Below are 22,217 nucleotides of genomic sequence, written 5' to 3' on the forward strand. Positions count from 1 at the left end.
CATCTCGCAGCCGTGATCTCCAGCTCACACACCGCAGAGGTTCCTGCCAGCCCTTCACCGTCTCGCGCACCACACACCCGATAGTCGTGCTTTCCACCTCTCCGCACGAACAGGAACTGCCCCGATGACCAACAGAAGAGCGCCGCGCGCCCCGCCCCCACCACTCGCCTGCGCTCACTCCCAGGACCAACCATGCCCGCACCGCGTACCAGCGCGCCCTCGACCACCACCGGTTCCGACGCGCTCCTCTACCTCCTCTTCGGCGGCCTCGGTATCGCCCTCGCCTTCGGCTCCTTGGCTTGGCTGACCGGTAACGTCAGCAACTCCCTGTTCGGCAGCGGTCCGTGGACACGCTTCACGGCCACTGACGCACTGCTTCACCCCGACGTACTGTGGCCGAATCTGAGCCCCACGGCCCTTCTCGTCGGCGCGCGGATCATTCCCGGCCTGCTGTCCATCGGACTGGCCATCACCGGCCTGCTCCTGTGGATGCGCCTGCGCGGCGGCGCGAAGAACGGCCTCGCCCGCAAGGCCGACCTCGCACCGCTGCTCGACAAGGAGATCACCGCGAAGGCCAGGAGCCTGCGGCCGAGCCTGAACTACCGGGAGTGTAAAAGAGGTCGCGCCCGCCGACCGCGGCATCCTCATCGGCACGCTCTCTCCGGGCCGCGCCGAGGTTCGCGCCTCCTGGGAGGACGTGATCGTCGCGATCATGGCCCCGCGAAGCGGCAAGACGTCCGGGCTGGCGATCCCCGCGATCCTCGCAGCCCCCGGACCTGTCCTGCTGACCTCGAACAAGGCGGCCAACGACGCCTTCACCGCCACGGTCGACACCCGCGCCCAGGTCGGCACGATCTGGACCCTGGACCCGCAACAGATCGCCCATCACCCGCGTGAGATGTGGTGGGACATCCTGGCCGACGCCCGCGACCTTGCTGGGGCAAAGCGTCTGGCCGGGCACTTCGTCTCCGCCAGCGTGGACGAGTCGAACGGTTCCGACTTCTGGTCCACCGCCGCGAGCAACACCCTCGGCGCGTTGTTCCTGGCTGCCGCCAGCCACCGGCGCCCGATCACCGACGTCCTGGCCTGGCTCGCCTCGCCCGCCGACCGCACCCCGGTGGACCTGCTCACCGACGCCGGCCACGAAGCAGTCGCCGCCCAGCTCCAGGGCACCGTCTCCGGCGCGACCGAAACCCGTGACGGAATCTACGAGACCGCCCGGCAGTATGCGAGCTGTCTGCTCGACCCGGACGTCGCCGCCTGGGTCGCCCCCAGCAAGTACGTGCCCGAGTTCCGGCCCTTCGCCTTCGCCATCTCCCGCGACACCTTGTACCTCCTCAGCAAGGACGGCGGCGGCTCGGCCTCGGCGATCATCGCCGCAGCGGCGGACGCGGTGATGCGCGCCGCCGTGGTCGTCGCCGAGCGCTCCGGCGGACGCCTCGACCCGCCTGCCCTGTGCGTGCTGGACGAGGCCGCCAACGTGTGCAAGATCTCGGATCTCCCCGACCTGTACAGCCACTTGGGCTCACGGGGCGTAATCCCGATGACGATCCTGCAGTCCTACCGGCAGGGCCAGCGGTGCTGGGGCGAAGCCGGGATGGACGCCCTCTGGTCCGCCGCAACCATCAAGATCATCGGTAGCGGCATCGACGACGCCGATTTCGCCGACCGGCTCAGCAGGCAGGTCGGCGACCACGACATCCAGACCACCTCGGTGTCGACCAGCGACAGCGGCAAGTCCACCTCGGTGAGCATGCGCACTGAGCGGATCCTGCCACCCGACGCGATCCGCGCCCTCCCCAAGGGCAAGGCGTTGCTCCTGGCCACCGGCATCCGGGTGGCCATGCTCGACCTTCGGCCCTGGTACAAGGAGCCCTCCGCCAAGGTGGTCGGCCCTGCCTCGGCCCGCGCGACGAAGGCCATCACCGAGCGCGCCATCGCCAAGACCCTCGGCCGCGACGACTTCGGGCTGTCGGCATGAGCGCGCCCAAGCCGCGTCCCGGCCGTCTTCTCCGCTCGCCGGTTGTCCTACGCGACGGCCAGTGGTGGCTGGTCAGCGGTGCCGTCGCGATCCTCGTTACTGATCCCGCGTTCACCGGCACGCTGGACGGGTTCGCCACGGCAGTGACCGCCGCTGACCAGGCGGTCGCCGAACTCCGTGACCGGCGGAACGAGACTCCCGCCTCCGACATCGGGGGGCAGCGATGAACCCGCTGCTGGGCGCGGAGCAGGCGGTGCTCGGCTCGGTGCTGCTCGACCCGGAGCAGCTCCTGCACCTGTCCTGGCTCGCGCCGGATCACTTCTACCGGCCCGTCCACCAGGCGCTGTTCGCCGCGCTGCGCAAGCTCCGGTCAGACGGCCACCTCGCGCTGAGGAGCGAGAAGGCGGTGCCGCTGTCCTGGGTGACGGACGCGGTCGACGAGGCCAGCCGCCACGTGCGCGGGCTGACCGCGTCGTACGCACACACCCTGGTCGCGGCCTGCCCGCGACCGGCACACGCTCCGGTGTACGGCCGCATGGTGCTGGAGGGTGCGATCCACCGCAGCGTCAGCGAGCACGCGATTCGCCTTCACCAGTCTGCTCGCGCCGACGCGCTGCAAGGCGAGGTCGAGGGGGTGCTGCATTGCGCCGACGTGCTGACCGGCGTGCTCAGCGACCTCGCAGGGCGTTGGGGTTCCGAACCCCGCCCGGTCGCGCCTGCCGCGCCGCCCGCCACAGCCCCGGTCGCCCCGGCGCCGGTTCGGTCAGCCCAGGTCGCCGAGGACGAGCGTTTCCTCCTCGCTGTTCTCACTGACCGGCCCCGGGCGATGGACGAGGTAGTGGGCTGGCTGCGGCCGGTCGACTTCGCCGACACGGCCCATGGTCAGCTCTACCGCTGCCTCGGTGCGCTGCACCACCGTGGCGAGCCCATCGACCGGATCACCGTGCTCTGGGAAGCCCAGCGTCGTGGGCTGCTGGCCGACGGCACGCTGTCCGGCGAGCAGCTCACCGCCATCTGCGATGGCGTCGGCCCCGGCAGCGCCGAATGGCTCGGCGAGCAGGTCATGCGTTCCTCGGTCACCCGCACGGCGGCCGGCTCCGCACGTGCCATCCGGGCGTTGGCCGAGAACGAAGCGCTGGCCCCCGGGCGGCTCATCAACCACGCCCTGCACGCGCTCGGCCCGCTCGACGACGTACGCGCCCGCTGGCAGAGCGCGAACAGCCGCCCAGTTGCGTCGCCGACGGTCGACTGGTCGGCGGCCGGGCCGCCGACATCGCGGGTGCAGGCCGCTCTCGCCCGAAGCACGCCGCGTCCGGTCCGGGCGCCGTCGGAGCGGCGCGGCTCTGTGCCTGTTCCAGCTTCTGCCCGATCGCCGTCGCGCGGCCACGGCTGACCCCACCCTTCCCCTTGCTCCTCCTCCCCCTTGGATTCGTCATGACCAACAGCTCCATCTCCGACGCCTTGGCCCTGCGTGACACAGCCTCAGACTTCGATGCCCAGATCGGCAATCTCCCGGTGATCGGAGATCCGCACCGCTCGCCCGACAGCATCGCCGTCGCCCGGCAGATCGCCGAACTCGGCAAGCTGCTCACCTACCTGGGCGACGAGGTCCTGTTCCGGGCCGCCGAGCCGGACCAGGCAGTCCACACCACCCGGGTCATCACCAGCTTCGCTGCCGCTGTCCGACCTGCCGCCGAGGCGGCAGCCGCCCTAGGAGAGGTCGCCCACCAGCTCTCCTTCCTGGACCAGACCGAGCCCCTCCGCGACCAGCCCGACACCCGGGACGCCCGGGAGGCGGCGGTACGGGTGATCGAGGATGCGCTCGGCACGGCAGAGGTAGCCCTGAGCGAAGCAGCCAACTCTCTGCACGCCGCTTCGGCCACGGTGTCGCCTCCGTCCGTAAGGCTCCAGGCCGCCCGCTCCCGGTCCACCACTACCGCCACACCCGGGCCGCTTCCTCCGACGAGTCGGATGGCAGCTGCCTCGGACCGGATCACGCGGAGCCGGTGACATGCAGCCCACCATCGCGCTCCCGCCCATGATCGGCTCGCTCTGCTCGGGATACGGCGGGCTCGACCTCGGAGTGCAGGCTGCCCTCGGCGGCACGCTCGCCTGGCATGCGGAGGTCAATCCGGATGCCTCGCGCATCCTGGCCCAGCACTGGCCCGGGGTGCCCAACCTCGGCGACATCACGACCACGGACTGGTCCCTCGTCCCCAAGGTGTGCGTCCTGACGGCGGGCTTCCCCTGTCAAAGACGTCTCGGTCGCCGGCCGCCGGGCCGGACTCAACTCCCAGACCCGATCAGGGCTGTGGCTGCACGTCGCCCGCGCAGTCCAGGCCCTCCGACCCTGCTTGGTGGTCATCGAGAATGTGCGCGGCCTCCTCACCTCACCCGCCGGTTCCCCTGGCGACGTGGAATTCTGCCCGTGGTGTCTGGGAGACACCCCAGGTCAGCCTCCTCTGCGGGCACTCGGTGCCGTACTCGGATCCCTGGCCGACCTCGGGTACGACACGGAGTGGCTCGTGCTTCGCGCCTCCGATATCGGAGCCCCGCACCGCCGCGAGCGCACCTTCCTCGCAGCCTGGCCCGCCGGACACCCTGCTCAAGACCCCGACCAGCAACATCGGCAAGAACGGCGGCTCCCAGCACCCCTCGAAGAGGAAGAGCGGCGGCCACGGCCCGAACCTGGCCGACGAGGTGGAGTGGCTCCTGCTGCCAACCCCGAAGGCATCGGACGGGACCAAGGGCTCGCCGAACCAGCGCCACGGCAACGGGGACTTGACCCTGCCGAGCGCGGCGGCCTCGCTGCTGCCCACCCCTCGAGCCAGCGACACAGGCACCCCGGGCCGCCGACCGGGCAAGGGCTGGCGCCCTCCGCTGTCGGCGGTAGTCCTGCCGCTCTGGACGGAACCGGCTCCGGAACCCGAGGAACGGACCGGCGATGGGGGGCATACGCCGCCGCCATCACCCGATGGGAGACCCTCACCCGCCCCGCACCACCGCCCACCGACGCATCCGGACGACTGCGCGCCGACTTCGTCGAGTGGATGCAGGGCCTGGAACCCGGCTGGGTCACCGACACTCCCGGGCTCGGACGACCCGCGCAGCTCACCGCACTCGGGAACGGCGTTGTTCCCCAACAGGCAACGAGGGCTGTGCAGTTGCTTGCCCCGCCCTTTCCGCTCTGCCTTCGCTGCGCGGCGGTGTAGCGCCTCACTACTTGGATTTCCCAGCCGGGCCAAATCGCGGTTTCTCCGGATCCTCTTCCCCATGTCGCCGTCCCACAGATGGAGCAAGCCCCCATGTCCGACCCCAGCAAGACCACCGCCGACCCTGAGCCGTTCCGCGTCCCCGACGGGGACCTCGACGACCTCGCCAGCACGCTCGCCAAGACCATCGCCGAGGTCAGGCAGCACGGCGTCATCCTGGACCGCCTGGGCTCCGAGCCCACTCCCGCGCCCGTCGAAACCCAGCCGACCGACGAACCAGCCACGGCAGGGAAAGCGGGCTCCGAAGCGGAGGACGGTCCCGCCTCGGTGTTCATCCTCGCCCTGGGCGGCGAGGCGTACGCCGTCGAACTCGCCGTCCTCAGCGACTGGGTGAACTACCTCTTCCTGCCGGTGTACGGCCGGGAGATCAGCACCACTCGCCCGTGGTGCGCGCAGTGGCACGAACACCCCGAGGCCGTGGCCCGCCTGCACGCCCTCTGGCTCGCCTGGCAGCAGCTCACCGATGCCGAGGCCGGCCTGTCCGGTCCTTCGACCTGGCACCGCGACCACTTGGACCAGGCCCTGGAACACCTCCGCGCGCCTGATGGCCCCTTCGCCGCATGCACAACGAGCCCGACCCGGCCCAACCATCGCGTGCTGGCCACCCCCGCGCCCGAGCAGTTGGGACTGGCGGCATGAGCAGCGAACTCGACTTCCGCCTCGACGACTTCAAGCCCGCCGACGCGGACTCCGAGTACGCGGAGCAACGGTTCTGGGCCGGTGACCTCACCGTCCTGGCCGAGCACCACACCACTCCCAACGGCTCCCACAGCTTTGTCGTCGCCCACGACGGCTCGGTCACCTGGGGCGTACCTGGCGAACCGCAGATAGCTGCGATCAGGGTCGCGCGGGACCTCAGCCAGAACACGTTCACCTTCGAGAGGACCTATCACTCCACCGTGCCCTTGGCTCAGAACTGGTTGATTGAGCGCGGCTGCATGCCCGAGGGAATCGCCCAGGTCGGCGACGACTTCATGAAGCCCGCCGATGATCTCACCGCGCGGGTCGAGCAGCAGCTCCGTATGTCGGGCGGTCGGTACGAGGTCCTGGACAGCTACACGTCGGACTACGACCCGTGCGAGACGTGGACCTTGACCCGCGATTCCCATGCCACTGAAGAACCGGTTCGTCTGTTCCTCGAAGAGGGAGACTACGAGACCCACACCTACACGATGCGCGAGGGCGCCTTCCCCGACGAGGCGTCCGCGCGGCTGTGGCTAGACGATCGTGACGATCTGCTGCCGCTGCCACCGGAATACCGCGGCGAGGCAGCAGCGCTCCGGACCCGCGCCGCGCTCTCCCGCTCCACTGGTGTCCCGGCGGTCCCCAAGGCGAGCCCCGGCGCACCCCAGGCGGGAACGGCGAGCACAGTCCAGCGGCCGACTCCTCGGAGGTCGATATGAGCCGCGCACGCTTCGCCTTCGCCGCACATCCGGACGCCATCGCGGATCTGCGGGAACTCCCCGACGATATCCGCGACTTGGCTCTGCTTGAGCTGCAGAACCTGGTGCGCGGCAGCGACGACTGCCTTCCGCTCAAGGGCCGCCTGGCAGGCTTCCACAAGGTCTACGTCGACCCGTCCGTCTCCTACCGACTGGTCATCCAGTTCCGTCCGGCGCCGCCGACCTCGAATCACAAGCGCGAGATCTACCTCGTCGCCGCCGGTAGTCGAAAGGACTACGCGGTCTACCGGTCGGCCCACCTCCGTACCAAGCCCGACCAGGACGCCGAGACCGACTCCGCCGCCGAGGCGCGGGTGCAGGCCGCTCGGTCCCGCTCTCCCCGCGCGGTCGACCAGGCGACAGCGGCTGTCCTGACCGATCCCCCAGCAACTCGTCAACCCGCTGTCTCCGTCTCCCGAAGGGCCTCCCAGCGATGACCGCCAACCGCGCTCCTCTGGCACGCACCGAACTGGCGGACCTCCTGGCCCACGCCGCCCAGAGCGTCTCCGGGATCCTCACCGCCGAGTACCCGACGTCCCCCAGCCGCTCCTACCTGCACCCTGTGTTGGGAGCACTATCCGCCGGTCCGAGGGTGGTCTGCGAGCTAAACGACCGGCTCGAAGGCTTCGTCGTCGACGAACCGCTCCCCGCCACGCCGGCGGGACTGTTCACCCTGGCCTCCTACGCCTCCGCGCTGGGATGGCTCGCTGAGTCGCTCGCCGAGCTGACGACCGCGGTCGACCAGATCTGCAACCGCGTCGACATCCCCACGCAGTCGCCGGACACGTCCCTCGTCCTACCGGCGACCGCGGCGCAAGCTGACGAGTTCGACTTCTCCTTCAGCGCGCTTGAGCTGGCAGCGATCGGTACAGCCGCCGAGGCCGCTGGCCTCCCGCCGGGCGACTACGTCGAGGTGCTCTCCCAGTCCCTGCTGGCCGTCTCCCGGATCACCGACGCCTGCATGGAGATCTCCAGCGGCCTGCTCGAAGACGCCGCGTACGTTCTCGGCAAGGCAACCGACCATGTCTGGATCGGCGACGAGCCCGACAGTCTGCCCGCTCTCGTCCGCTCGCTGCTCGCGCGGATGGAGGCAGCCGAATGAATCCCCACAACGCTGTCGAGCGTCCCGGCGCCCACCTGGTCGCTGATGCGTTCGGCGTCGAGGACCCCTGGGCGTTGACCGACGACCACCCGCTCCGCGACCCGCTCGACCTGGTCGGCAGGATGGTGGCCGAGGCCGCCCGCGATGTCGACGAGTTGCACGGCGACCTGACCCAGTCCGCCATCACGCTGCTTGAGCCCATCGCCCGGGGCGAGCACGCCAGCATGCGTGGCTGGGAAGGCGTCCTACGGACCACCGGCCCACAGATCGAGCTGCTCGTCGCCCGCCGGAGCGCGGCCTACGAGCAACTGGCACGGTCCATTTCCACTTACCGTCGCCTTCAGTCCGAAACTGGCGCTTGGCAATCCTCGATGGCGTCGACTCCCAGCCTGGCAAAGGAGCAGGGCTCTTGCCGGGACGACGACTGGGCCGTTTCGGGAGACCGCCAACACCGTGCCCTCGAAGCCGCCGAGACCGGTGAGCTGCGATTCCACCAGAGCGCGATCTGGGGCTTCAACTACGTCTCCAACGCTGGCGGCTCGCCGAGCGACCCCAGCGTCTGGCCCGAAACGGTTCAGCGCCTGGTCGCCGACGGCCTGCTCGACCAGGACACCAGCGAGGCGCTGTACCGGCCTGGGCAACTCCTCTCGCTCACGCCGCAGGGCGAGTCCGCCCTGCATCACGCCCGCACCGCGTCACCTCGCGTATCCGCCGCCCTCAGCCGCAGCAGTACGACCGTGACCGCCGGCACCGCCGCCGAGCCCGCTGCGGCAACCGCCACGAGCGCCCCTGCCAAGCCCTCTCGCTCCCGCTGACTCCCCAGCGGCGCTGAGCAGCCTCTTCAGTCAAGCCCTGCAGCCGCAACCGGCAGTACCGTCGGCCGTCACCGCCCGGTCGGCCCCACTGGGGCCGGTGATCCGCGTAGTACCGAGAGCCAGCCACGCCTCCTCGTCGCCACGGCGCCCGCGTGCGGTCCAGCAGCCCGATCCGCTGCGCACGCGGGCGCGTTCCCCTCCTACGCCCGGAGCCTCAACCAATGAACACCCAGCAGCCCTACCGAGAGGTACTGGTCAGTCCCAGGTACCTGGCCGGATCCAGCGGGACCGGAGACGCTGGCTTCGCCCCCGTCGCCCACTGGCCCCATCACTATCTCGACGATGGCCCCTGCCAGCTCCTCGTTACCTCACCCGACCAGAGGATCCGGATCGGCTGGTTCGGCGACGACTTCGAGCTGTGGAAGATCACCGCCGCCGAGGATGCCGTCTCCGCACCCCGCTGGACGGCGACCTTCAACCATGTCACCCCGGCGGAGATCGTCGCCGGGCTCACCAGCGCCTTGGCCCACGACTACGCCGAGGCCGACGCCGTTGACGGCAACGTCCCTTTCCTCGAGCGCCCGTCGTATTCCTGGCCGGACAAGGTTCAACCCCTGTTCGATGCCGGCTGGAAGCGTAACGGCGGGGCCGAACTCGGCACAGTCGAGATCGTCGCCCCCGATGGCCAGGCGGGCATCCTGATCGACAAGCGCCCCTGCGGCCCGGACGCCGAAACCGTGGAACTGTGGGCCGGTCCGCCGGGCTGGGGCACACGGGCGGAAGTGGTCTTCACAGCCCGCGCCCCGTCCCACCTGATCGCCGCGACGGCTGCCGCCCTGGCGGATTCAGCCCCGGTGATGCGTGAGCGCCATCAGCTCCATCGCGAGGTGGAACACCTGGTCACGCTCAGCCCCGTCGGCCCAACTGCCCCCCAGGGCCCCCGGGCTCCGACCCCACTCGACGTGCGCCGCACTGCTGTCGCCCAGGCGGTCCACCGTGCCGGGCGAGCCCTGCCGTCAGCCGCCGACCTCCGCGTCATGGCAGCCCACAGCCGTACGGCGATCTCGCCGCAAAACCGACCGGGCAAGTCCCAACAGATCCCGGCAGCCCGGCCGCTGGCCAGCCCGTCAGCCCCACAGCACAACCGCTGACCCCGGCTCCGGATCCTCCGGGGAAACACCTCTGATCGAAGCCGCCCTTTCGAATGCCGGGAGTTCCGCCATCCTCGATGCCACTGCACTCGACCAGGCCACCGCCATGATCGAGAAAGCTTGGGGCAGCCCTATTGAAGCCTTGGAGGCTCTCGCGGTCCGTCGCCCCAGCGACGACCCGCTTCTGCGCGCCGCGATGCACATCCGCTCGACGCTGAACGTCACCGACAACGCCGTGGCCGTGCACCAGGACCGTCTGAACGCCCTGACCCGACCGGGGCATGTGCCAGCCTTCTACGACCTGGAACGGATCACCAGCTCGGCGGCGGACCTTCGCGTCGCCCAGGCGGAGAGCCGCACTGCCCTCCAGGCCATCAGCCACGTGGTTGAAGCGCGGGAGGCCGCCGTGCCCGCAGCCCCGGCACCAGCAGTCCGGCTGGCCCAGGTCGCTGTCGCCCGCTCGGGGCACGCGCCGCGCGCCCTGGGCCAGGCACCCGATCAGCCCGCTCCGTCGGCCGCTGTCGGGCGCTCCGGGGCCGGGTTGGGGCCGCGCCGCTGATCAGTCAGGCGAGGTCCCCGTCGCGGTGGGTGTCCCCGAAACGGGAGCCCACCGCGCGGGCCAGTTCCTCCACCGTCAGCTCGATACGCCGCCCGTCCGCGATCCGGTGCTCCACCTCCGCGACCTCTCCAGCCCGTCCATCGGACTGGGTGCCGATGGCCCACTGGCCATCGGCGACCATCGCGATGTCCCCGACCGTCCACGGCCGCCCGGCGGCCCGGATCTTGCGCTCCAGCCCGACTGCGTCCCAGTGTCTGCTCGGCTCCGCCATGTCCGCTCCCCCTTCGGCTCTGTACGGCCCTTCACCGCAACCTTGTTAGGACAGCCGCGCCTGCCGATCCATTCCCTCGCTACCGGTCGACGCCTCGGGCGGGCAGTTCGCCCTCGGCAGACGCCCCTGCCGGGAAAGGACTACGTACTTCGGCACACCGCATGTCAACGTACGGGTGTGGGGAGAAACCGCAGGTCAACGAAGGGATCGTCCAACCGTGAACACCTCCGCCGCTCTCCTGCCCGCCGTCGTCCGCCCCGTCATGGAAGAGCACTCCTGGCTCTCGTCCGACCACTGCGCGGGCCCCGTGCTCGACCTCCTCGACGCCTGCGGCTGGGCGATCGTCGACACGCCGGAAGCCAACGTCCACGCGACGAGCCCGGACGGCCGCGTCTACGTCGGTTGGCTCCCCGAGGACACCGCCGCCTGGACGCGCGGCATCGTCTGGCAGGTGAGGGTCCTGCCCGCCGAAGGCGACCCGTGGGTACAGGAGTTCGGCCTGCACACCCCTCTGAGGCGGTCGCCGGATTCCTCACCGCGCTCATCGCCAACCCCAGCCGCTGACCGCCACCCCAACTCACCTCTCGGAGAGGCTGTCCATGGCATACCGCGCACCGCTCACCAACCACCACGCCGATGGCTCCCCCTGCCCGGCCGAGCACAAGCACACCAGTTCCTGCAAGCCGCTGCACCCCGACTGCCCCGGCCGCGCGTACACGCAGGCCATCTGCACCTGCGGCGGCTGGGAGATGAAGCAGTCCGGCAAGGGCTACGTCAACGAAAGCCGCAGGCGTCACCTGGCCAGCCACCCCAAGGAGCCGAAGGTCCTCCGCGATCTCCTTCGCCTCGACGGCTCCTGACGCTCCGCATCACCCCCATCCCGCCATCCCCTGCTCGGAGGTTCACATGCCCCGCTACCTGACCGTCGGCCACCTGCTTCGCCAGCTCCAGGACCTCGACCCCAACCTGCCGATCCGCCTCGCCATCAACCCTGACTTCCCCTTCACCCACTACCTGGGGGTGGAGGTCGTCGTCCGGGACGGCAAGGCGTTCATCGCCGACGACGGCCAGGAGGACTACCTCTCAGCGACGGTCAGCGACGCCCTCGCCTGGGCCTGAACCTGCTCCGCCGACCCGACCCGGAGGTTCCTATTTCACCGCGATCACTCCCATCACCCCTGATGCCCCTGCAGGGCCTCGCCCTTCAGCCCATGCCCAGCGGCGTACGGGGCGCGCTGGTCCAGCGCATCTCCGCCCGACCCGACGGCCCGCTCGACATCGTTTGGCTTGGCACCGACACCCCGAGAGTCCCCCTCGGCCGCGTTCACCTGCACTGGGAACCAGCCACCCTTGCAGGCTGGGACGTCACGGCCCACCTGGGCCTGGCCACCACCGAGGTACACCTCGCCTCCTGGCCCGCCGCCCCCGACGACTGGCCGCGCCTGGTCCGCCCGACCATCCACGAGGTACGCGGCCTGTGCGCCGCCCTCGCGGTCGCAACCGCCGCCCTCGACCTCTCCAACCTCCTCGCCCAGGTCTGACCGAAACCGCAGAAGGCCGCCCCGCGCCGATCAGGCAGGGGCGGCCTTGCCGTACGCCCAGCCGCTCGTTGCGTACGCTCATCACCGACGAACGAGGAGCACACGATGGCCGACGACCAGCTCTGGGGGTACCCGGAGGTCACCGCTCACCTGGGCATCAGCATCCGCGCCGCCCGCAGCCGCAAGAGCCGGGGCACCCTGCCCGCGCCCGACGACACCAACGTGCCGGACCGGCCCCGTTGGAGGCCAACCACGTTCCAGAACTGGAAGCCGGTCGGCCGGGGGTTCCGCAGCGACCTGTACGGCGAACCGGCTCCAGTTGCCCCATCGGCTTCCGCTGAGCGAGGAGCCCTCGGTTAGCGTCGCCGCCGACGGGCCTCGGCGCGCTGGGCGGCGTCCCGGCTCAGGCCCAGATTGCCTGCCAGGGAGGAGACGAAGCCGTTGACCTGTTGTCGGGCATGGACCTCGGGGTCCCCGGGGAGCGTGAACATGTCAGCGCGGGAACCGGCGTCCGCCTGGAGCTGCGGCCGTAGCCGCAGATACTCCGCCCAGTCCTCACGGTGGATGTCCCGGACGCGCCGCAGGAACGGCTCGGACACGGACTCGAACTCAAGGCGCTGCGTCGCACTCCACGTCGACTCCCAGCTCGCCACCATCTGATCGGTGGTCATCGGTGCCTGGGGCGGCCCGAACGCGATCTCGATCGGGCAACCGCGCGACCGCCACGGATTCGCCACCGAGTACAGCACCTCCGCGACGATGTCCCAGTCCGGATTTCTGGACCTCTCGCCCTCCACCAGGCACATCTTCGCCGCCTGCAGCTGTGCTGCCGTCGCCTCCGGGCTGGCTACCTGCCCGATGACCTGCGCCACGGTGTTGCTGCGCCGTGGGCCGCTGCTGAACCCGGTCTTCAGGGCATGGGTCCTGAGCGCGCGACGCGCCTGCCCATCGGTCACCACACCGTCGTACTCCAGCCAGACCTTCAGGACGACCGGGACCATCGTGTGATGCGGGACCTTGGCCAGCGGGGAACGGATCTTCGCCTTGTTGATCTCGTAGAACAGCCTGCGCTGCGTGGGAGGGAAGACGGCCATGTCGCTCCCGTGCTGGGTGGTCTTTCTTCGCAGGGGCGGGGCCAGCAGACCGACCTCGACGTGCCTGAGCACACCTCGGGCACTCATCTTCATTCCCAGCCGCCTGGCGTCTTCGGCCAGGTCAGCCGCTGTGCCAGGCTTCCAGTCACCCTCCCAGTCCGTCATGCTCTGGAAGTTACACGGAGATTGGGCTCTCTCGGCGCGACATAGCGAACCCGCCGGCTTCAGAGTAATGGCGTAAGCGAAAGAGACCCCCGGGCCGCCCGTTCTTCGCGGGACACCAGCGGCACGGGGGCATGACCCCAAGGAGGGGTGCATGCATCACCGTACGCGCCAACCGGTTCCACAGCGACGGCGACGCCGTCCGGCAGCCAGGCCGTCGAGGTTCCACGAGACCTGGCAGCAGAGCGTGACGGCGGTCACCGCTGCGGCGGTCACCGCCTTCACGGTGGCGATCACCAACGTGCTCCTGCACGTCCTACGAATCCGATAACGAACGGGTGGTCCGGCTCCAGCCGGACCACCCTGACGGCCCATCGTTCCCTAGGCTCAGGGCATGACCGACTCGCCGATGCCGTCACCACCGTTTCCATCGCCAGGCAACGCCGTGTTCCGGTTGATCGTTGGCAACGCCATCGCATCGGTCACCAGCGGCGAAGCCTCAGTGGAGGAGGCGATCCTGCACGCGGCCGTCCATGGCTGGTACAAGGGCCACATCCAGGGCGAAGACGAATGCCCCGGATGCGACTTCCGGGGCAAGCTGCCGAAGAGCGGCAACCGCGGCTGAGCCCCTGCTACGACTGCCGAGCGCCACCGGCATGCCGGTGGCGCTCGTCGACGTTGGGGCTCCGCTGTCCTAAACCGGCGGAGTAGTCGTATTCCGAAGTCGCGTATCCTCGCCCAGCGCACACATCGGCCCCTCCAGCACGCCGTGCTGTGTCGGAGGCGGAGCTGTGCCCGGCTGCGTATCGGTGGGACCGCTTCACGCGGTTACGGCAGACGACTGCGGTCGCTGCGCATTCGATGTCGGCGAAGCAGCTTCCTCGAGTCCGCGGCCACTGTCAGTCGGTGGGGGGCGGATCAGACTTCCACGGTTCAGCAACGTCTCCGCTGGGTTCCCAGCCATACTGTCGCAGTCTGTTCCCCTCCTCGGTGCGCCCTTGGGCTGCGAGCGTCTCAGTCATCAACTGAAGCGCACCGCATTCCCCAGCCTCACCAGCCCGTTGGCACCATTTGAGGGCCTCGTCCGCACGGCCTGTCTTCACCAGGGTCCGGGCTCTCGTCAGGAGAGGCCAGGGGTTCCCTGCCTCAGGGTGCTCACGGACCGCGTCCGCTGAAACTGTCTCAGTTTCGGCCTGCCGGGCGGCCGCGGAGCGCTGGTGCCAGTCGATAGCGGCCTCGGTATGGCCTGAGTCCTCCAACATCACGGCTACGACGCTCAGGTAGCGATGGTTGCGGGTCAGGGCGAAGCGCTCGTACAGAACGATTGCCTCATCGACGCGTCCCGACTCCGCCAGCAAGAAGGCCGCAGGCCACAGTGCATTGATGGCGTTGGGGTTGCCAGCCTCGATGGCACGCAGATACAGGAGGAGCGCCGCCTCCTTGTCGTGCGTCTCCGTCTTCATCGCGAGGGTGATCATCGCACTAGTGTTGCCGACCTTGACGGCTCGCCGCAGCAGGGGGAATGCCAGTCCATATTGGTCGATCTCAAGCATCATGGACGCTGCTCGTTCCAGTGCCGAGTTACTGCCGGCGCTGGCCGCGCATTCGTACCAGGGCAACGCCTCCCATACGCGCCCGGCCTCCTCCAATAGCTGGGCCACTGACTCGAGGGCGAGGGTGTCTCCAGCAGCGGCGGCGGCCTTGTGGAAGCGGACGGCCAACTGGAGCAGGCCGCGGCGGCGCGCCGAGTCGCCGAGCGCTCTGAGGTCAGTGCGGGGGGCATGGTCGAGGAGCGCGTCCCATAGTGGGGCGGGAACGATGGTGGCGCTCCGGGCGCTTCGGGCGTGTTGATCGAGGTAGTCGGCGAGTCGGTAGTGGGGCTTGTCGGATGCGGAGTTGTCCTGGGGGTCCCGTACGGGGGTGAGCGGACCTCGGATGCCATGCAGTGGCTCGGCGTTGTGGGCAAGTGCCCGCTCCAGGCTTGCGCGGGTGAAGCTGTCCTGTTCCGGTGCCGTGAGGTAGCCCTGGACTGCACTCTCCAGTAGCGCCTGGGAGATGCTGGTGCCGTGCCCGAGGCGACGTGCGTCCATCGCAACCTCGATCAGTGCCTTCGCCAGCCCTGGAGCGGTGTGATAGCGCTGCAGCAGGGCCGGGGCACCGGCGAGGAACTGGGTGATTTGCTTCTCGTGCATGTAGTTCGGCTCGGCTCGGTCCGCGGCATAGGCCAGTCGCGGATCATGCTCGGCCGCGACGCTCAGTGCGTCCAGGTCTTGGCGTGTGAAGGAACTGGGGATCTCCACGACCGTGCCGAGGGCACTGAGCAGGGCCCGTGCCTGGGCATGGGAATCCACTTCCCCGTCGCGGGGATCCCTGGTGAGTACATCGCAGTACCTGGGCCAGACAGAGCCCAAGACCATGACAGGGGCTCGCTTGGAATCGCAGAGGAGTGTGCGGAGTGCCACGGCCAAGCGTTCGCCGAGTCGGGGGTCTGAGGTGAGCAGATAGCGCTGGCTCTCGTCCAGCCACATCACAGTCCGGGGCCTGATCTGGCCGATGGCCTCCAGGGCAGCGTCGGGGTCAAGAGGGTGCCACAGCCTCCACCCCTGGGGTAGCGAGTGGACGGCTTCCCAGCAGGCCCGTGTCTTGCCAGTGGACGATTCCCCCACCAGCAGAACCAGTCGGCTCACGCCCGCCGCAGCCTCACCGATCGCCTTCCCGATCCGGGCGTCGTGCGCCCGCGGAACATAGGCCGGCAGTACGCCCCACTCTTCCCCACCGCGCAGCGAGGCGAATTCAACCGCCCGGTGGACTTCCAGGGAGAACGGGTCGTTCACCTCAGCTATCAGCTGACCGGGACCAGCGGTTGAATTGCGACTTGGACGAACTGGCTGGGCCTGGTCCAGCAGGTTACGCCAGCGGCGTTCGTCGGGATGCTCTCCAGACCAGTGGCTCCACAGCTGCACCAGCGCCATGAGGTTGTCGCTGCTGGCGGGGCTGGGTACCTGGGCGGCACGGGGGTCTTCCGGCACCCAGGTGCTGATCCGCTGCGCGCCCACACTGACCCGGTAGGGATCCTTCCGGAGAACCGTCTGCGTCAGACGTCGGGAATAGAGCTTTCCTGCAGCTCTCCGACCGTGCTTGGCCCGAATCTCCAAAGCACGCAATTCCTCGTAGAACGCATGAGCAGCGTCTTCCACAGCTCTCCCCTCCCCGACTGCCCGCGTCCCTTGCCGCCCCGCCCTGCCCGCTGCGGGCGCTGCGGGCACAGCCGCCGAGCAGGGACATGGTGCCAATTCTCCCGCACCGACCGCCGTTTGGGACATCGCCGCCCTCCCTGCTCCAGTCTCATGGCAGGGCTCGGACCGACACCAGGTCGGGCACCAGCGGAAGAGGAGCACTCATGAGGGATCCGAAGCACACTGGCCGCCATCTCCGTCGCACCGCCTTGTTCGGTCTCGTCCGAGGCATCGCTACCGCAGCCGGGACCACACTCGTTGCCGCCTTGGTCTGGTGGCTGCAGAACCATTGACATCCACCGGAGTCGAACTGCTCAGCAGGGGTGCGGGCGGAGCATTGGCGGGCCTGCCGGACTGCTGGTCAGCGGCGCGGAGGGCGGTTTCGCGGATCGGACGGGGGTGCCGTCCGGGTACTGGTGCGGTTGGCCGCAGTCTTGGTCTGGCCGGTGGCGGCCTTGGGGCGGCGGGTCCTTTCGCCGGGGTGGGCGGGGAGCTGGGCGAGGCGGCGCAGTCGCCAAACCAGAACGTCGGTTACGTCCTCGGCGGTGTTGAGTTCGCGCATGTCGATGGCCTGCTGCAGGAGGGCCTTGGGATCATGGCCTGCCTGTTCGGCCTGGGCAAGGGTGGCGGCCAAGGCGTCGGTCGTGGGCAGGTTGTCGGCTGGTAGTACGTCCTTGGGAAGGGCGGCACGGATGGTGGCCTCGTGGGCGCTGCGTTCGGCTGCGGGCAGGACGCGGCCTTGGTCGCTCAGCGCCTGCATGGGTGTGGCGGCGGCTTGGCGGTAGGCGGCTCGCAGGTGTCCTGCTGCCCGTCGCGAGGCGGCGGCCTGCTGGGAGTGGCCTCGTGCGGAGTGCCAGCGGGCGGCGGCGAGGGCGACCAGGACCATCGTGGACAGGAGCATGGCGGTGGTGCCGCCGTCTTCGCCTCGTCCGAGAGCCCTGCCGGCGTGGATGATGCCCCGGGCCGCCGAGCGGATCGCCCGGGTGTCGGCGCGTTCAGCGCGGACGTGGCTGCGGGTGGCGCGCTCGAAGGCGCGGGCGGCGGCTCCCAGTTCGGCGCGGGTGGCGGCCGGGGAGGTCTGGGCGACTGCGTCCAGCAGTTCGCCGATCCCAACGAGCTGTGCGGCGGCCTGGTCGTCGTCGCTGTCGAGCAGGATGGCAGCGTGCTCGGCGACTGCGGTGGCGTTGCGTCGTTCGCGGGCGGGTGGTGACCAGTCCGGTCGGCCGCTGGAGGTGGCCGAAGGTATGGTCTGGTCGATGGTGCCGTCGGCCAAGCGGCGGCGGATCTTTGGCAGGGAGAGGTCGGGGGCCAGGGTAGAGCCTGCGAACCAGATCGGTTCGTTGTCGCGGTTGCGATCGCCGGGGAGGGCGACGTTGTAGCCGAGGGCATCGCCGGAGGGGGCGTTGCGCATCTCCACGCGCAGCCCGGCCTCGTGCAGTCGGGTGAAGAACTCCGCTTCGGTGGCGGCCCCGGCGAGGGCCTGGCGGACGGCTTCGCGCAGTGTTTCGCGTGGAGCCTCGGGGCGGCCGGTGCGTTCGGCTTTGAAGCGTTCGGCGCTGGTGGGGTTCTTGGGGGCGGTGCCGTCTCCGGCGTGGAGTCGGCGCAGGCCCATCTCCTCTTCGACGGCCCGGCATTCGGCCTGGGCCTGCTTCTTGTCGAAGTGCATCCGGGGTCGGCGCAGGTCGCCTCGGACCATGGTGGCCAGGATGTGGATGTGGTCGTCCGCGTGGCGCACCGCGACCCAGCGGCAGCCGTCGGGGTCGTCCTTGGGGGCAATGTTGACGGCGTGCAGGATGCGCTGGGCGATGCCGTTCCACTCCTGGTCACTCAAGGTTCGGTCGCCCGGGGCAGTGCGGACCGAACAGTGCCAGACGTGTTCGGCGGGTGCCCGGACTCCGGCCTGCTTAACACGCAGGTCCAGGGCGGCGGCCAGGCGGGAGAGCGTGGCGTTGGGGTCGGCGTCGGGGTTCGGATCGCGACTGGGGTCGGGGGCGAAGCCGTCCCAGGAGCCGACGAGGTGGGCGTCGGTGTGCTCCTCGTTCTTGCCGGGGCCGAAGAGGTAGGCGAGCAGTCCTCGGGTGCGACTCCCGCGCCGGATCTTGGGGATCATCAGCTGCGATGTCCTACGAGGGCGGTGGCCGTGTCGTCGATGCGCGCCAGGGTCTGGACCAGGGCGGCCAGGGCGTGGTCGAGTTCGCCGGGGCGCGGGGTGCTGGCGGAGTTGTAAATGTAGGCGATCTGATTGATGTTGTTGCCGATGCGGGCCAACGCGGTTCGGGTGGCGGTCAGTTCGTCGATGGCGTCGTCGAGGCGGCGGTTGGGCTGGATGGTGGTGGAACCGCGGGCGGCGGCGAGGCCGGCCTCGGCGAGGAATCCGGAGGGGAACAGTCCAGCGCGTCGGGCGGCGGCAGTGATCTCGGCTTTCTCGTCGGGGGTCAGGCGGGTGGCGATGACGTCTTCTCGGTGTCGGGGCTTGTACTGGCGGCGGTGCGGGGCGCGGTCGGGGAAGGCGGGCGTGCTCACGGTCGGCTCGCTCGCAACGGGTGCAGGAGCTGGTGGGCTTCTCCCGGTCGCGGCGCCCCCTGGTACTGCGGGCTGGACTGGTCCCGGGGAGCCCTCGCCCCGGGACCAGTCCAGCCGCCCTCGCCCCCCTGGGCGAGGGCATCCCCCTTGGATAGCCCCTTGGGATATCCAAGGGGACAACTTGCTGTGCGGCGTGAGGTCGCTTGTTCGAAGCGAGGTTGATCGCGTGAAGAGGTAGACAAGGCGAGAGGCCTCCGGATTTGTGTCCGAATCCGTCCCCGCGCTCACATGCGTCGCTGGTAACGGCGGGGTGTGAAGCTGAGCGTTCAAGCCCAAGCGCACCTTGGCCATCGAGGAGCGACAGGCGAGGGGAAGGCTGGACGGGCGAACGAGAGTGAACCCTTGAGGAATCCTCGTGATGTCGCACCCGCCCTGATGGTCAGTTGTCGGCGGGAAGGACCCGGACGCTGCAAGGCGTCAGGCGGCCCCTGGATCGAGCAAGTCCAGGGAGCCGGACACCGCTGGTCCCGGGGAGAAAGGGCGCCCACCCCAGCCGCATCTTGGGCATGCGGAACACGAAAGCCCTGATGGGGTCCAGGAGTTCGCTCCTGGTAGGCCGACCGTAAGGGGAGCGGAATCCCTCAGCAGGAACAGGATGGCCCAAGAAGCGAAGGCCGGTAGGTCGAAAGGCCAGGGGAAACCGGGCAGCGGACTCTTCACCCGCTGGCCGCCATAACCCGCCGGATACGGGCTCGTGCCCGGCCTGAAAGGGAGCTGACGTGGGCCAGGTGAGCCTTTGAAGCACCGACGCAAGGACGCTGGAACCGAAGGACAAGTTAGACGCTGGAGGCGGTGATGAGCGAACAGACCATCGAGCCTGCCGCCCTCGCCGCCCCGGCGAACGGACCGGAGGGCGAGGGCCTGGACTGGCACGGCATCGACTGGGCCAGGCACGAGGCGCACGTACGGCGGCTGAGGCAGAGGATCTTCAAGGCTTCGCAGGAAGGGGACCTGAAGCAGGTCCGCAATCTCCAGAAACTCATGCTGCGGAGCTACAGCAACACGCTGGTCAGCGTGCGGCGGGTAACCCAGCAGAGCACCGGACGCGCGACAGCGGGCGTGGACAAGGAGGTGGCCCTGACGCCGCAGGCGCGGGGCCGACTCGCGGCCGAAGTCCATCGGTCGCAGACCCCTTGGCAGGCACGGCCGGTGAAGCGCGTGTACATCCCGAAGGCGAACGGGCAGCAGCGCCCGCTCGGTATCCCGGTCATCCGTGACCGGGTGATGCAAAGCCGCGTCAAGAACGCGCTGGAGCCCGAGTGGGAGGCCAGGTTCGAGCCCAGATCGTACGGGTTCCGGCCCGGCCGCAGCTGCCAGGACGCGATCCGGGCGGTCTTCCTGGCATCGAAGGGGAAGAACGCCAAGCGCCTGTGGGCGCTGGACGCGGACCTGAAGGCGGCGTTCGACCGCATCAGCCACGACCACCTGATGGCCGAGATCGGACAGTTCCCCGCCAGGGACCTGGTCCGCGACTGGCTCAAGGCCGGCGTGCTGGAGCAAGGGCGCTGGGCACCCACGGAAGAGGGCACCCCGCAAGGAGGGGTGGTCAGCCCGCTGCTGCTGAACATCGCCCTGCACGGAATGGAGGAGGCGGCGGGCTGCCGCTACCGGCGTGGGAAGGGCAACCTGATGCGCGCGGTGGCTGGCACGCCCGTCCTGGTTCGCTACGCCGACGACTTCGTGGTGCTCGGTCACGACGAAGCCCAGGTGCACCGCGCCAAGGAGGAACTGGCCAGATGGCTGGAGCCGAGGGGTCTGCGCTTCAACGAGGAGAAGACCCGTGTAGTCCACCTCACTGAAGGGTTCGACTTCCTCGGGTTCACCGTGCGCAGGCACGGGGACAAGATGCTGGTCAAGCCGAGTAAGACGGCCTGCGCGAGGCTCCGGAAGCGCCTGCGTGACGAGATGCGCGCCCTCCAGGGCGGCAACATCGGCGCGGTACTGAAGAAAATGGTGCCCATCGTCCGTGGATGGGCGGCCTACTACCGGAGTGTGGTGTCCAGCGAGACGTTCCGCGCGCTGGACAGCTACATGTTCACGCTGGCCTACCGGTGGGCGAGACGCAGTCACCCGAACAAGTCGGGACTGTGGATCAAGCACCGGTACTTCGGCCGCTTCAACAAGGCCCGGCAGGACATGTGGGTGCTGGGTGATCACGAAAGTGGGGCCTATCTCCCGAAGTTCTCCTGGACCGGGATCGTTCGACACGAGATCGTGTTCGGGACGGCGTCGCCTGACGACCCGTCCCTGTCCGCCTACTGGCACAAGCGCCGTCGCCGGAAGGTGCCGCCGCCCATGGACAAGATGAGCCTTGCCCTGGCCGCGGCCCAGAAGGGCCGGTGTCCACTGTGCAAGCAGGCGCTCATCGCCGGAGCCGAGTACGAGCCCGACAGTCCACGCGAGTGGATCGAATGGTTCGCGGCGTCGAAGAAGATGCTGAACAAGCACCACTTCGTCTACCGGCAACACGGCGGGGCGAACGATCGGAGCAACCTCCGCCTCGTCCACGCAGACTGCCACCGCCAACACCACGCTGGAGACGGCAATCGGTCCGACGGAGAGGCACTGACGAAGCCCTCGCGGCTTGCTTGAGCCGGATGCGGTGAAAGTCGCAAGTCCGGTTCTGAGGGGGGCGGGGCGCAGCAATGCGCCCCGCCTACCCGACCCGCCTGGAGCCGTCGTAGCGTGACGTTCCCGTCCGGATGTGGTGGCCGCCGGGTCATTGGTGCTCACTGGCTCGCTTCCGGGTCCTGCTGGTGGACGTCTCGGACGAGTTCCTCGATCCAGTCCATGGCCAGGACCGGGTGGTGCAGGGTCCAGGGGCGGCTGTGTCGGCGTCGTTGCACGGTCCAGGTGTTGTCGGGTCGCGATTCGGCACGGTGGAGGTGACCACGCTGGTGCAGGACTTTCAGCCAGGAGTCCACCTCGGCCGGGGTTGCGGGGTTGGTGCGCATGGCGGTGCTCTCCGGTTCGCTTCGGGAGGTTGCAGGGGTGATTGCCAGGGGTCG

23 protein-coding genes and 4 pseudogenes are annotated in these 22,217 nt (G+C 69.3%); 21 read left to right on the top strand and 6 right to left on the bottom strand.

Going from position 1 to position 22,217, the window contains the following annotated elements; genetic code table 11:
- Positions 1 to 192: 192 nt before the first annotated feature.
- The 13 genes and pseudogenes from ABH941_RS34770 to ABH941_RS34830 all read left to right on the top strand — a co-directional run bounded on the left by ABH941_RS34770 (position 193) and on the right by ABH941_RS34830 (position 10,322).
- Positions 193 to 1,981: pseudogene (locus tag ABH941_RS34770) on the top strand (type IV secretory system conjugative DNA transfer family protein).
- Positions 1,978 to 2,208, top strand: a complete 231-nt coding sequence (locus ABH941_RS34775) for a hypothetical protein (protein ID WP_370133896.1) — start codon at positions 1,978 to 1,980, stop codon at positions 2,206 to 2,208. The pseudogene ABH941_RS34770 and the gene ABH941_RS34775 overlap by 4 nt, the downstream one beginning before the upstream one ends.
- Positions 2,205 to 3,374, top strand: coding sequence for a DnaB-like helicase N-terminal domain-containing protein (locus tag ABH941_RS34780; protein WP_370133899.1), 1,170 nt, complete (start codon positions 2,205 to 2,207; stop codon positions 3,372 to 3,374). The genes ABH941_RS34775 and ABH941_RS34780 overlap by 4 nt, the downstream gene beginning before the upstream one ends.
- A 41-nt stretch (positions 3,375 to 3,415) precedes the next feature.
- The gene (locus ABH941_RS34785) at positions 3,416 to 3,991 is read left to right on the top strand and encodes a hypothetical protein (RefSeq protein WP_370133902.1); all 576 of its coding nucleotides are present in this window, start codon (positions 3,416 to 3,418) and stop codon (positions 3,989 to 3,991) included.
- A gap of 28 nt (positions 3,992 to 4,019) precedes the next feature.
- Positions 4,020 to 4,166 (top strand): annotated as a pseudogene (locus tag ABH941_RS34790) (DNA methyltransferase); the annotation flags it as partial.
- A 121-nt stretch (positions 4,167 to 4,287) separates the two neighbouring features.
- Positions 4,288 to 5,193: pseudogene (locus ABH941_RS34795) on the top strand (DNA cytosine methyltransferase); the annotation flags it as partial.
- Between the two features lie 93 nt (positions 5,194 to 5,286).
- On the top strand, positions 5,287 to 5,892 hold the full coding sequence (locus ABH941_RS34800; protein WP_370133904.1) for a DUF4913 domain-containing protein: 606 nt from the start codon (positions 5,287 to 5,289) through the stop codon (positions 5,890 to 5,892).
- Positions 5,889 to 6,656, top strand: a complete 768-nt coding sequence (locus ABH941_RS34805) for a glycosyl hydrolase (protein WP_370133907.1) — start codon at positions 5,889 to 5,891, stop codon at positions 6,654 to 6,656. The genes ABH941_RS34800 and ABH941_RS34805 overlap by 4 nt, the downstream gene beginning before the upstream one ends.
- Positions 6,653 to 7,132 (top strand): hypothetical protein, encoded by a 480-nt coding sequence (locus ABH941_RS34810; protein WP_370133910.1) that lies wholly within the window; start codon positions 6,653 to 6,655, stop codon positions 7,130 to 7,132. The genes ABH941_RS34805 and ABH941_RS34810 overlap by 4 nt, the downstream gene beginning before the upstream one ends.
- A complete protein-coding gene (locus ABH941_RS34815) occupies positions 7,129 to 7,797 on the top strand; it encodes a hypothetical protein (RefSeq protein WP_370133913.1) in 669 nt (222 codons plus the stop codon). Before ABH941_RS34810 ends, ABH941_RS34815 begins: the two co-directional genes overlap by 4 nt.
- Positions 7,794 to 8,612 carry a large ATP-binding protein gene (locus ABH941_RS34820; RefSeq protein ID WP_370133916.1) on the top strand — a complete coding sequence of 273 codons (819 nt, stop codon included), beginning with the start codon at positions 7,794 to 7,796 and terminating at the stop codon, positions 8,610 to 8,612. The genes ABH941_RS34815 and ABH941_RS34820 overlap by 4 nt, the downstream gene beginning before the upstream one ends.
- A 221-nt stretch (positions 8,613 to 8,833) precedes the next feature.
- The gene (locus ABH941_RS34825) at positions 8,834 to 9,763 is read left to right on the top strand and encodes a DUF317 domain-containing protein (protein WP_370133918.1); all 930 of its coding nucleotides are present in this window, start codon (positions 8,834 to 8,836) and stop codon (positions 9,761 to 9,763) included.
- A 106-nt stretch (positions 9,764 to 9,869) separates the two neighbouring features.
- Positions 9,870 to 10,322: a hypothetical protein gene (locus ABH941_RS34830; protein ID WP_370133920.1), complete on the top strand. Its 453-nt coding sequence runs from the start codon at positions 9,870 to 9,872 to the stop codon at positions 10,320 to 10,322.
- Between the two features lie 4 nt (positions 10,323 to 10,326).
- On the opposite strand, the gene ABH941_RS34835 is transcribed toward ABH941_RS34830, so the two are convergent.
- Positions 10,327 to 10,593, bottom strand: a complete 267-nt coding sequence (locus ABH941_RS34835) for a hypothetical protein (RefSeq protein WP_370133923.1) — start codon at positions 10,591 to 10,593, stop codon at positions 10,327 to 10,329.
- Between the two features lie 262 nt (positions 10,594 to 10,855).
- Here ABH941_RS34835 and ABH941_RS34840 point away from each other — a divergent pair.
- From ABH941_RS34840 to ABH941_RS34860, 5 genes and pseudogenes are all read left to right on the top strand, one after another.
- A pseudogene (locus tag ABH941_RS34840) lies at positions 10,856 to 11,044 on the top strand (DUF317 domain-containing protein); the annotation flags it as partial.
- Between the two features lie 148 nt (positions 11,045 to 11,192).
- Complete coding sequence (locus tag ABH941_RS34845) at positions 11,193 to 11,453, top strand: hypothetical protein (RefSeq protein ID WP_370133926.1); 261 nt, start codon at positions 11,193 to 11,195, stop codon at positions 11,451 to 11,453.
- Between the two features lie 46 nt (positions 11,454 to 11,499).
- The gene (locus ABH941_RS34850; protein ID WP_370133929.1) at positions 11,500 to 11,712 is read left to right on the top strand and encodes a hypothetical protein; all 213 of its coding nucleotides are present in this window, start codon (positions 11,500 to 11,502) and stop codon (positions 11,710 to 11,712) included.
- A gap of 62 nt (positions 11,713 to 11,774) precedes the next feature.
- Positions 11,775 to 12,134, top strand: coding sequence for an esterase (locus tag ABH941_RS34855; protein WP_370133933.1), 360 nt, complete (start codon positions 11,775 to 11,777; stop codon positions 12,132 to 12,134).
- A 105-nt stretch (positions 12,135 to 12,239) separates the two neighbouring features.
- The gene (locus ABH941_RS34860) at positions 12,240 to 12,494 is read left to right on the top strand and encodes a MarR family transcriptional regulator (RefSeq protein WP_370133936.1); all 255 of its coding nucleotides are present in this window, start codon (positions 12,240 to 12,242) and stop codon (positions 12,492 to 12,494) included.
- On the opposite strand, the gene ABH941_RS34865 is transcribed toward ABH941_RS34860, so the two are convergent.
- Entirely contained in the window at positions 12,491 to 13,393 is a 903-nt protein-coding gene (locus ABH941_RS34865; protein WP_370133938.1) for a hypothetical protein, read from the bottom strand. The genes ABH941_RS34860 and ABH941_RS34865 overlap by 4 nt on opposite strands.
- Positions 13,394 to 13,544: 151 nt before the next feature.
- Here ABH941_RS34865 and ABH941_RS34870 point away from each other — a divergent pair, with 151 nt between their 5' ends.
- Both ABH941_RS34870 and ABH941_RS34875 read left to right on the top strand, forming a co-directional pair.
- Complete coding sequence (locus ABH941_RS34870; RefSeq protein WP_370133941.1) at positions 13,545 to 13,721, top strand: hypothetical protein; 177 nt, start codon at positions 13,545 to 13,547, stop codon at positions 13,719 to 13,721.
- Between the two features lie 63 nt (positions 13,722 to 13,784).
- Positions 13,785 to 14,015: a hypothetical protein gene (locus ABH941_RS34875; protein WP_370133944.1), complete on the top strand. Its 231-nt coding sequence runs from the start codon at positions 13,785 to 13,787 to the stop codon at positions 14,013 to 14,015.
- Between the two features lie 274 nt (positions 14,016 to 14,289).
- Here the strand turns inward: ABH941_RS34875 and ABH941_RS34880 are convergent, their stop codons facing one another.
- From ABH941_RS34880 to mobC, 3 genes are all read right to left on the bottom strand, one after another.
- A complete protein-coding gene (locus tag ABH941_RS34880; protein ID WP_370133947.1) occupies positions 14,290 to 16,587 on the bottom strand; it encodes a tetratricopeptide repeat protein in 2,298 nt (765 codons plus the stop codon).
- A gap of 400 nt (positions 16,588 to 16,987) precedes the next feature.
- On the bottom strand, positions 16,988 to 18,736 hold the full coding sequence (locus ABH941_RS34885) for a mobilization protein (RefSeq protein ID WP_370133950.1): 1,749 nt from the start codon (positions 18,734 to 18,736) through the stop codon (positions 16,988 to 16,990).
- The gene (mobC, locus tag ABH941_RS34890) at positions 18,736 to 19,149 is read right to left on the bottom strand and encodes a plasmid mobilization relaxosome protein MobC (protein ID WP_370133953.1); all 414 of its coding nucleotides are present in this window, start codon (positions 19,147 to 19,149) and stop codon (positions 18,736 to 18,738) included. Before mobC ends, ABH941_RS34885 begins: the two co-directional genes overlap by 1 nt.
- Positions 19,150 to 20,004: 855 nt before the next feature.
- Here mobC and ltrA point away from each other — a divergent pair.
- The gene (gene ltrA, locus ABH941_RS34895; protein WP_370133957.1) at positions 20,005 to 21,801 is read left to right on the top strand and encodes a group II intron reverse transcriptase/maturase; all 1,797 of its coding nucleotides are present in this window, start codon (positions 20,005 to 20,007) and stop codon (positions 21,799 to 21,801) included.
- Between the two features lie 137 nt (positions 21,802 to 21,938).
- Here ltrA and ABH941_RS34900 read toward each other — a convergent pair whose 3' ends face one another.
- Complete coding sequence (locus tag ABH941_RS34900) at positions 21,939 to 22,163, bottom strand: hypothetical protein (RefSeq protein WP_370133959.1); 225 nt, start codon at positions 22,161 to 22,163, stop codon at positions 21,939 to 21,941.
- Between the last annotated feature and the right edge of the window lie 54 nt (positions 22,164 to 22,217).

Source organism: Streptacidiphilus sp. EB103A (assembly GCF_041261405.1).
Taxonomy (GTDB): domain Bacteria; phylum Actinomycetota; class Actinomycetes; order Streptomycetales; family Streptomycetaceae; genus Streptacidiphilus.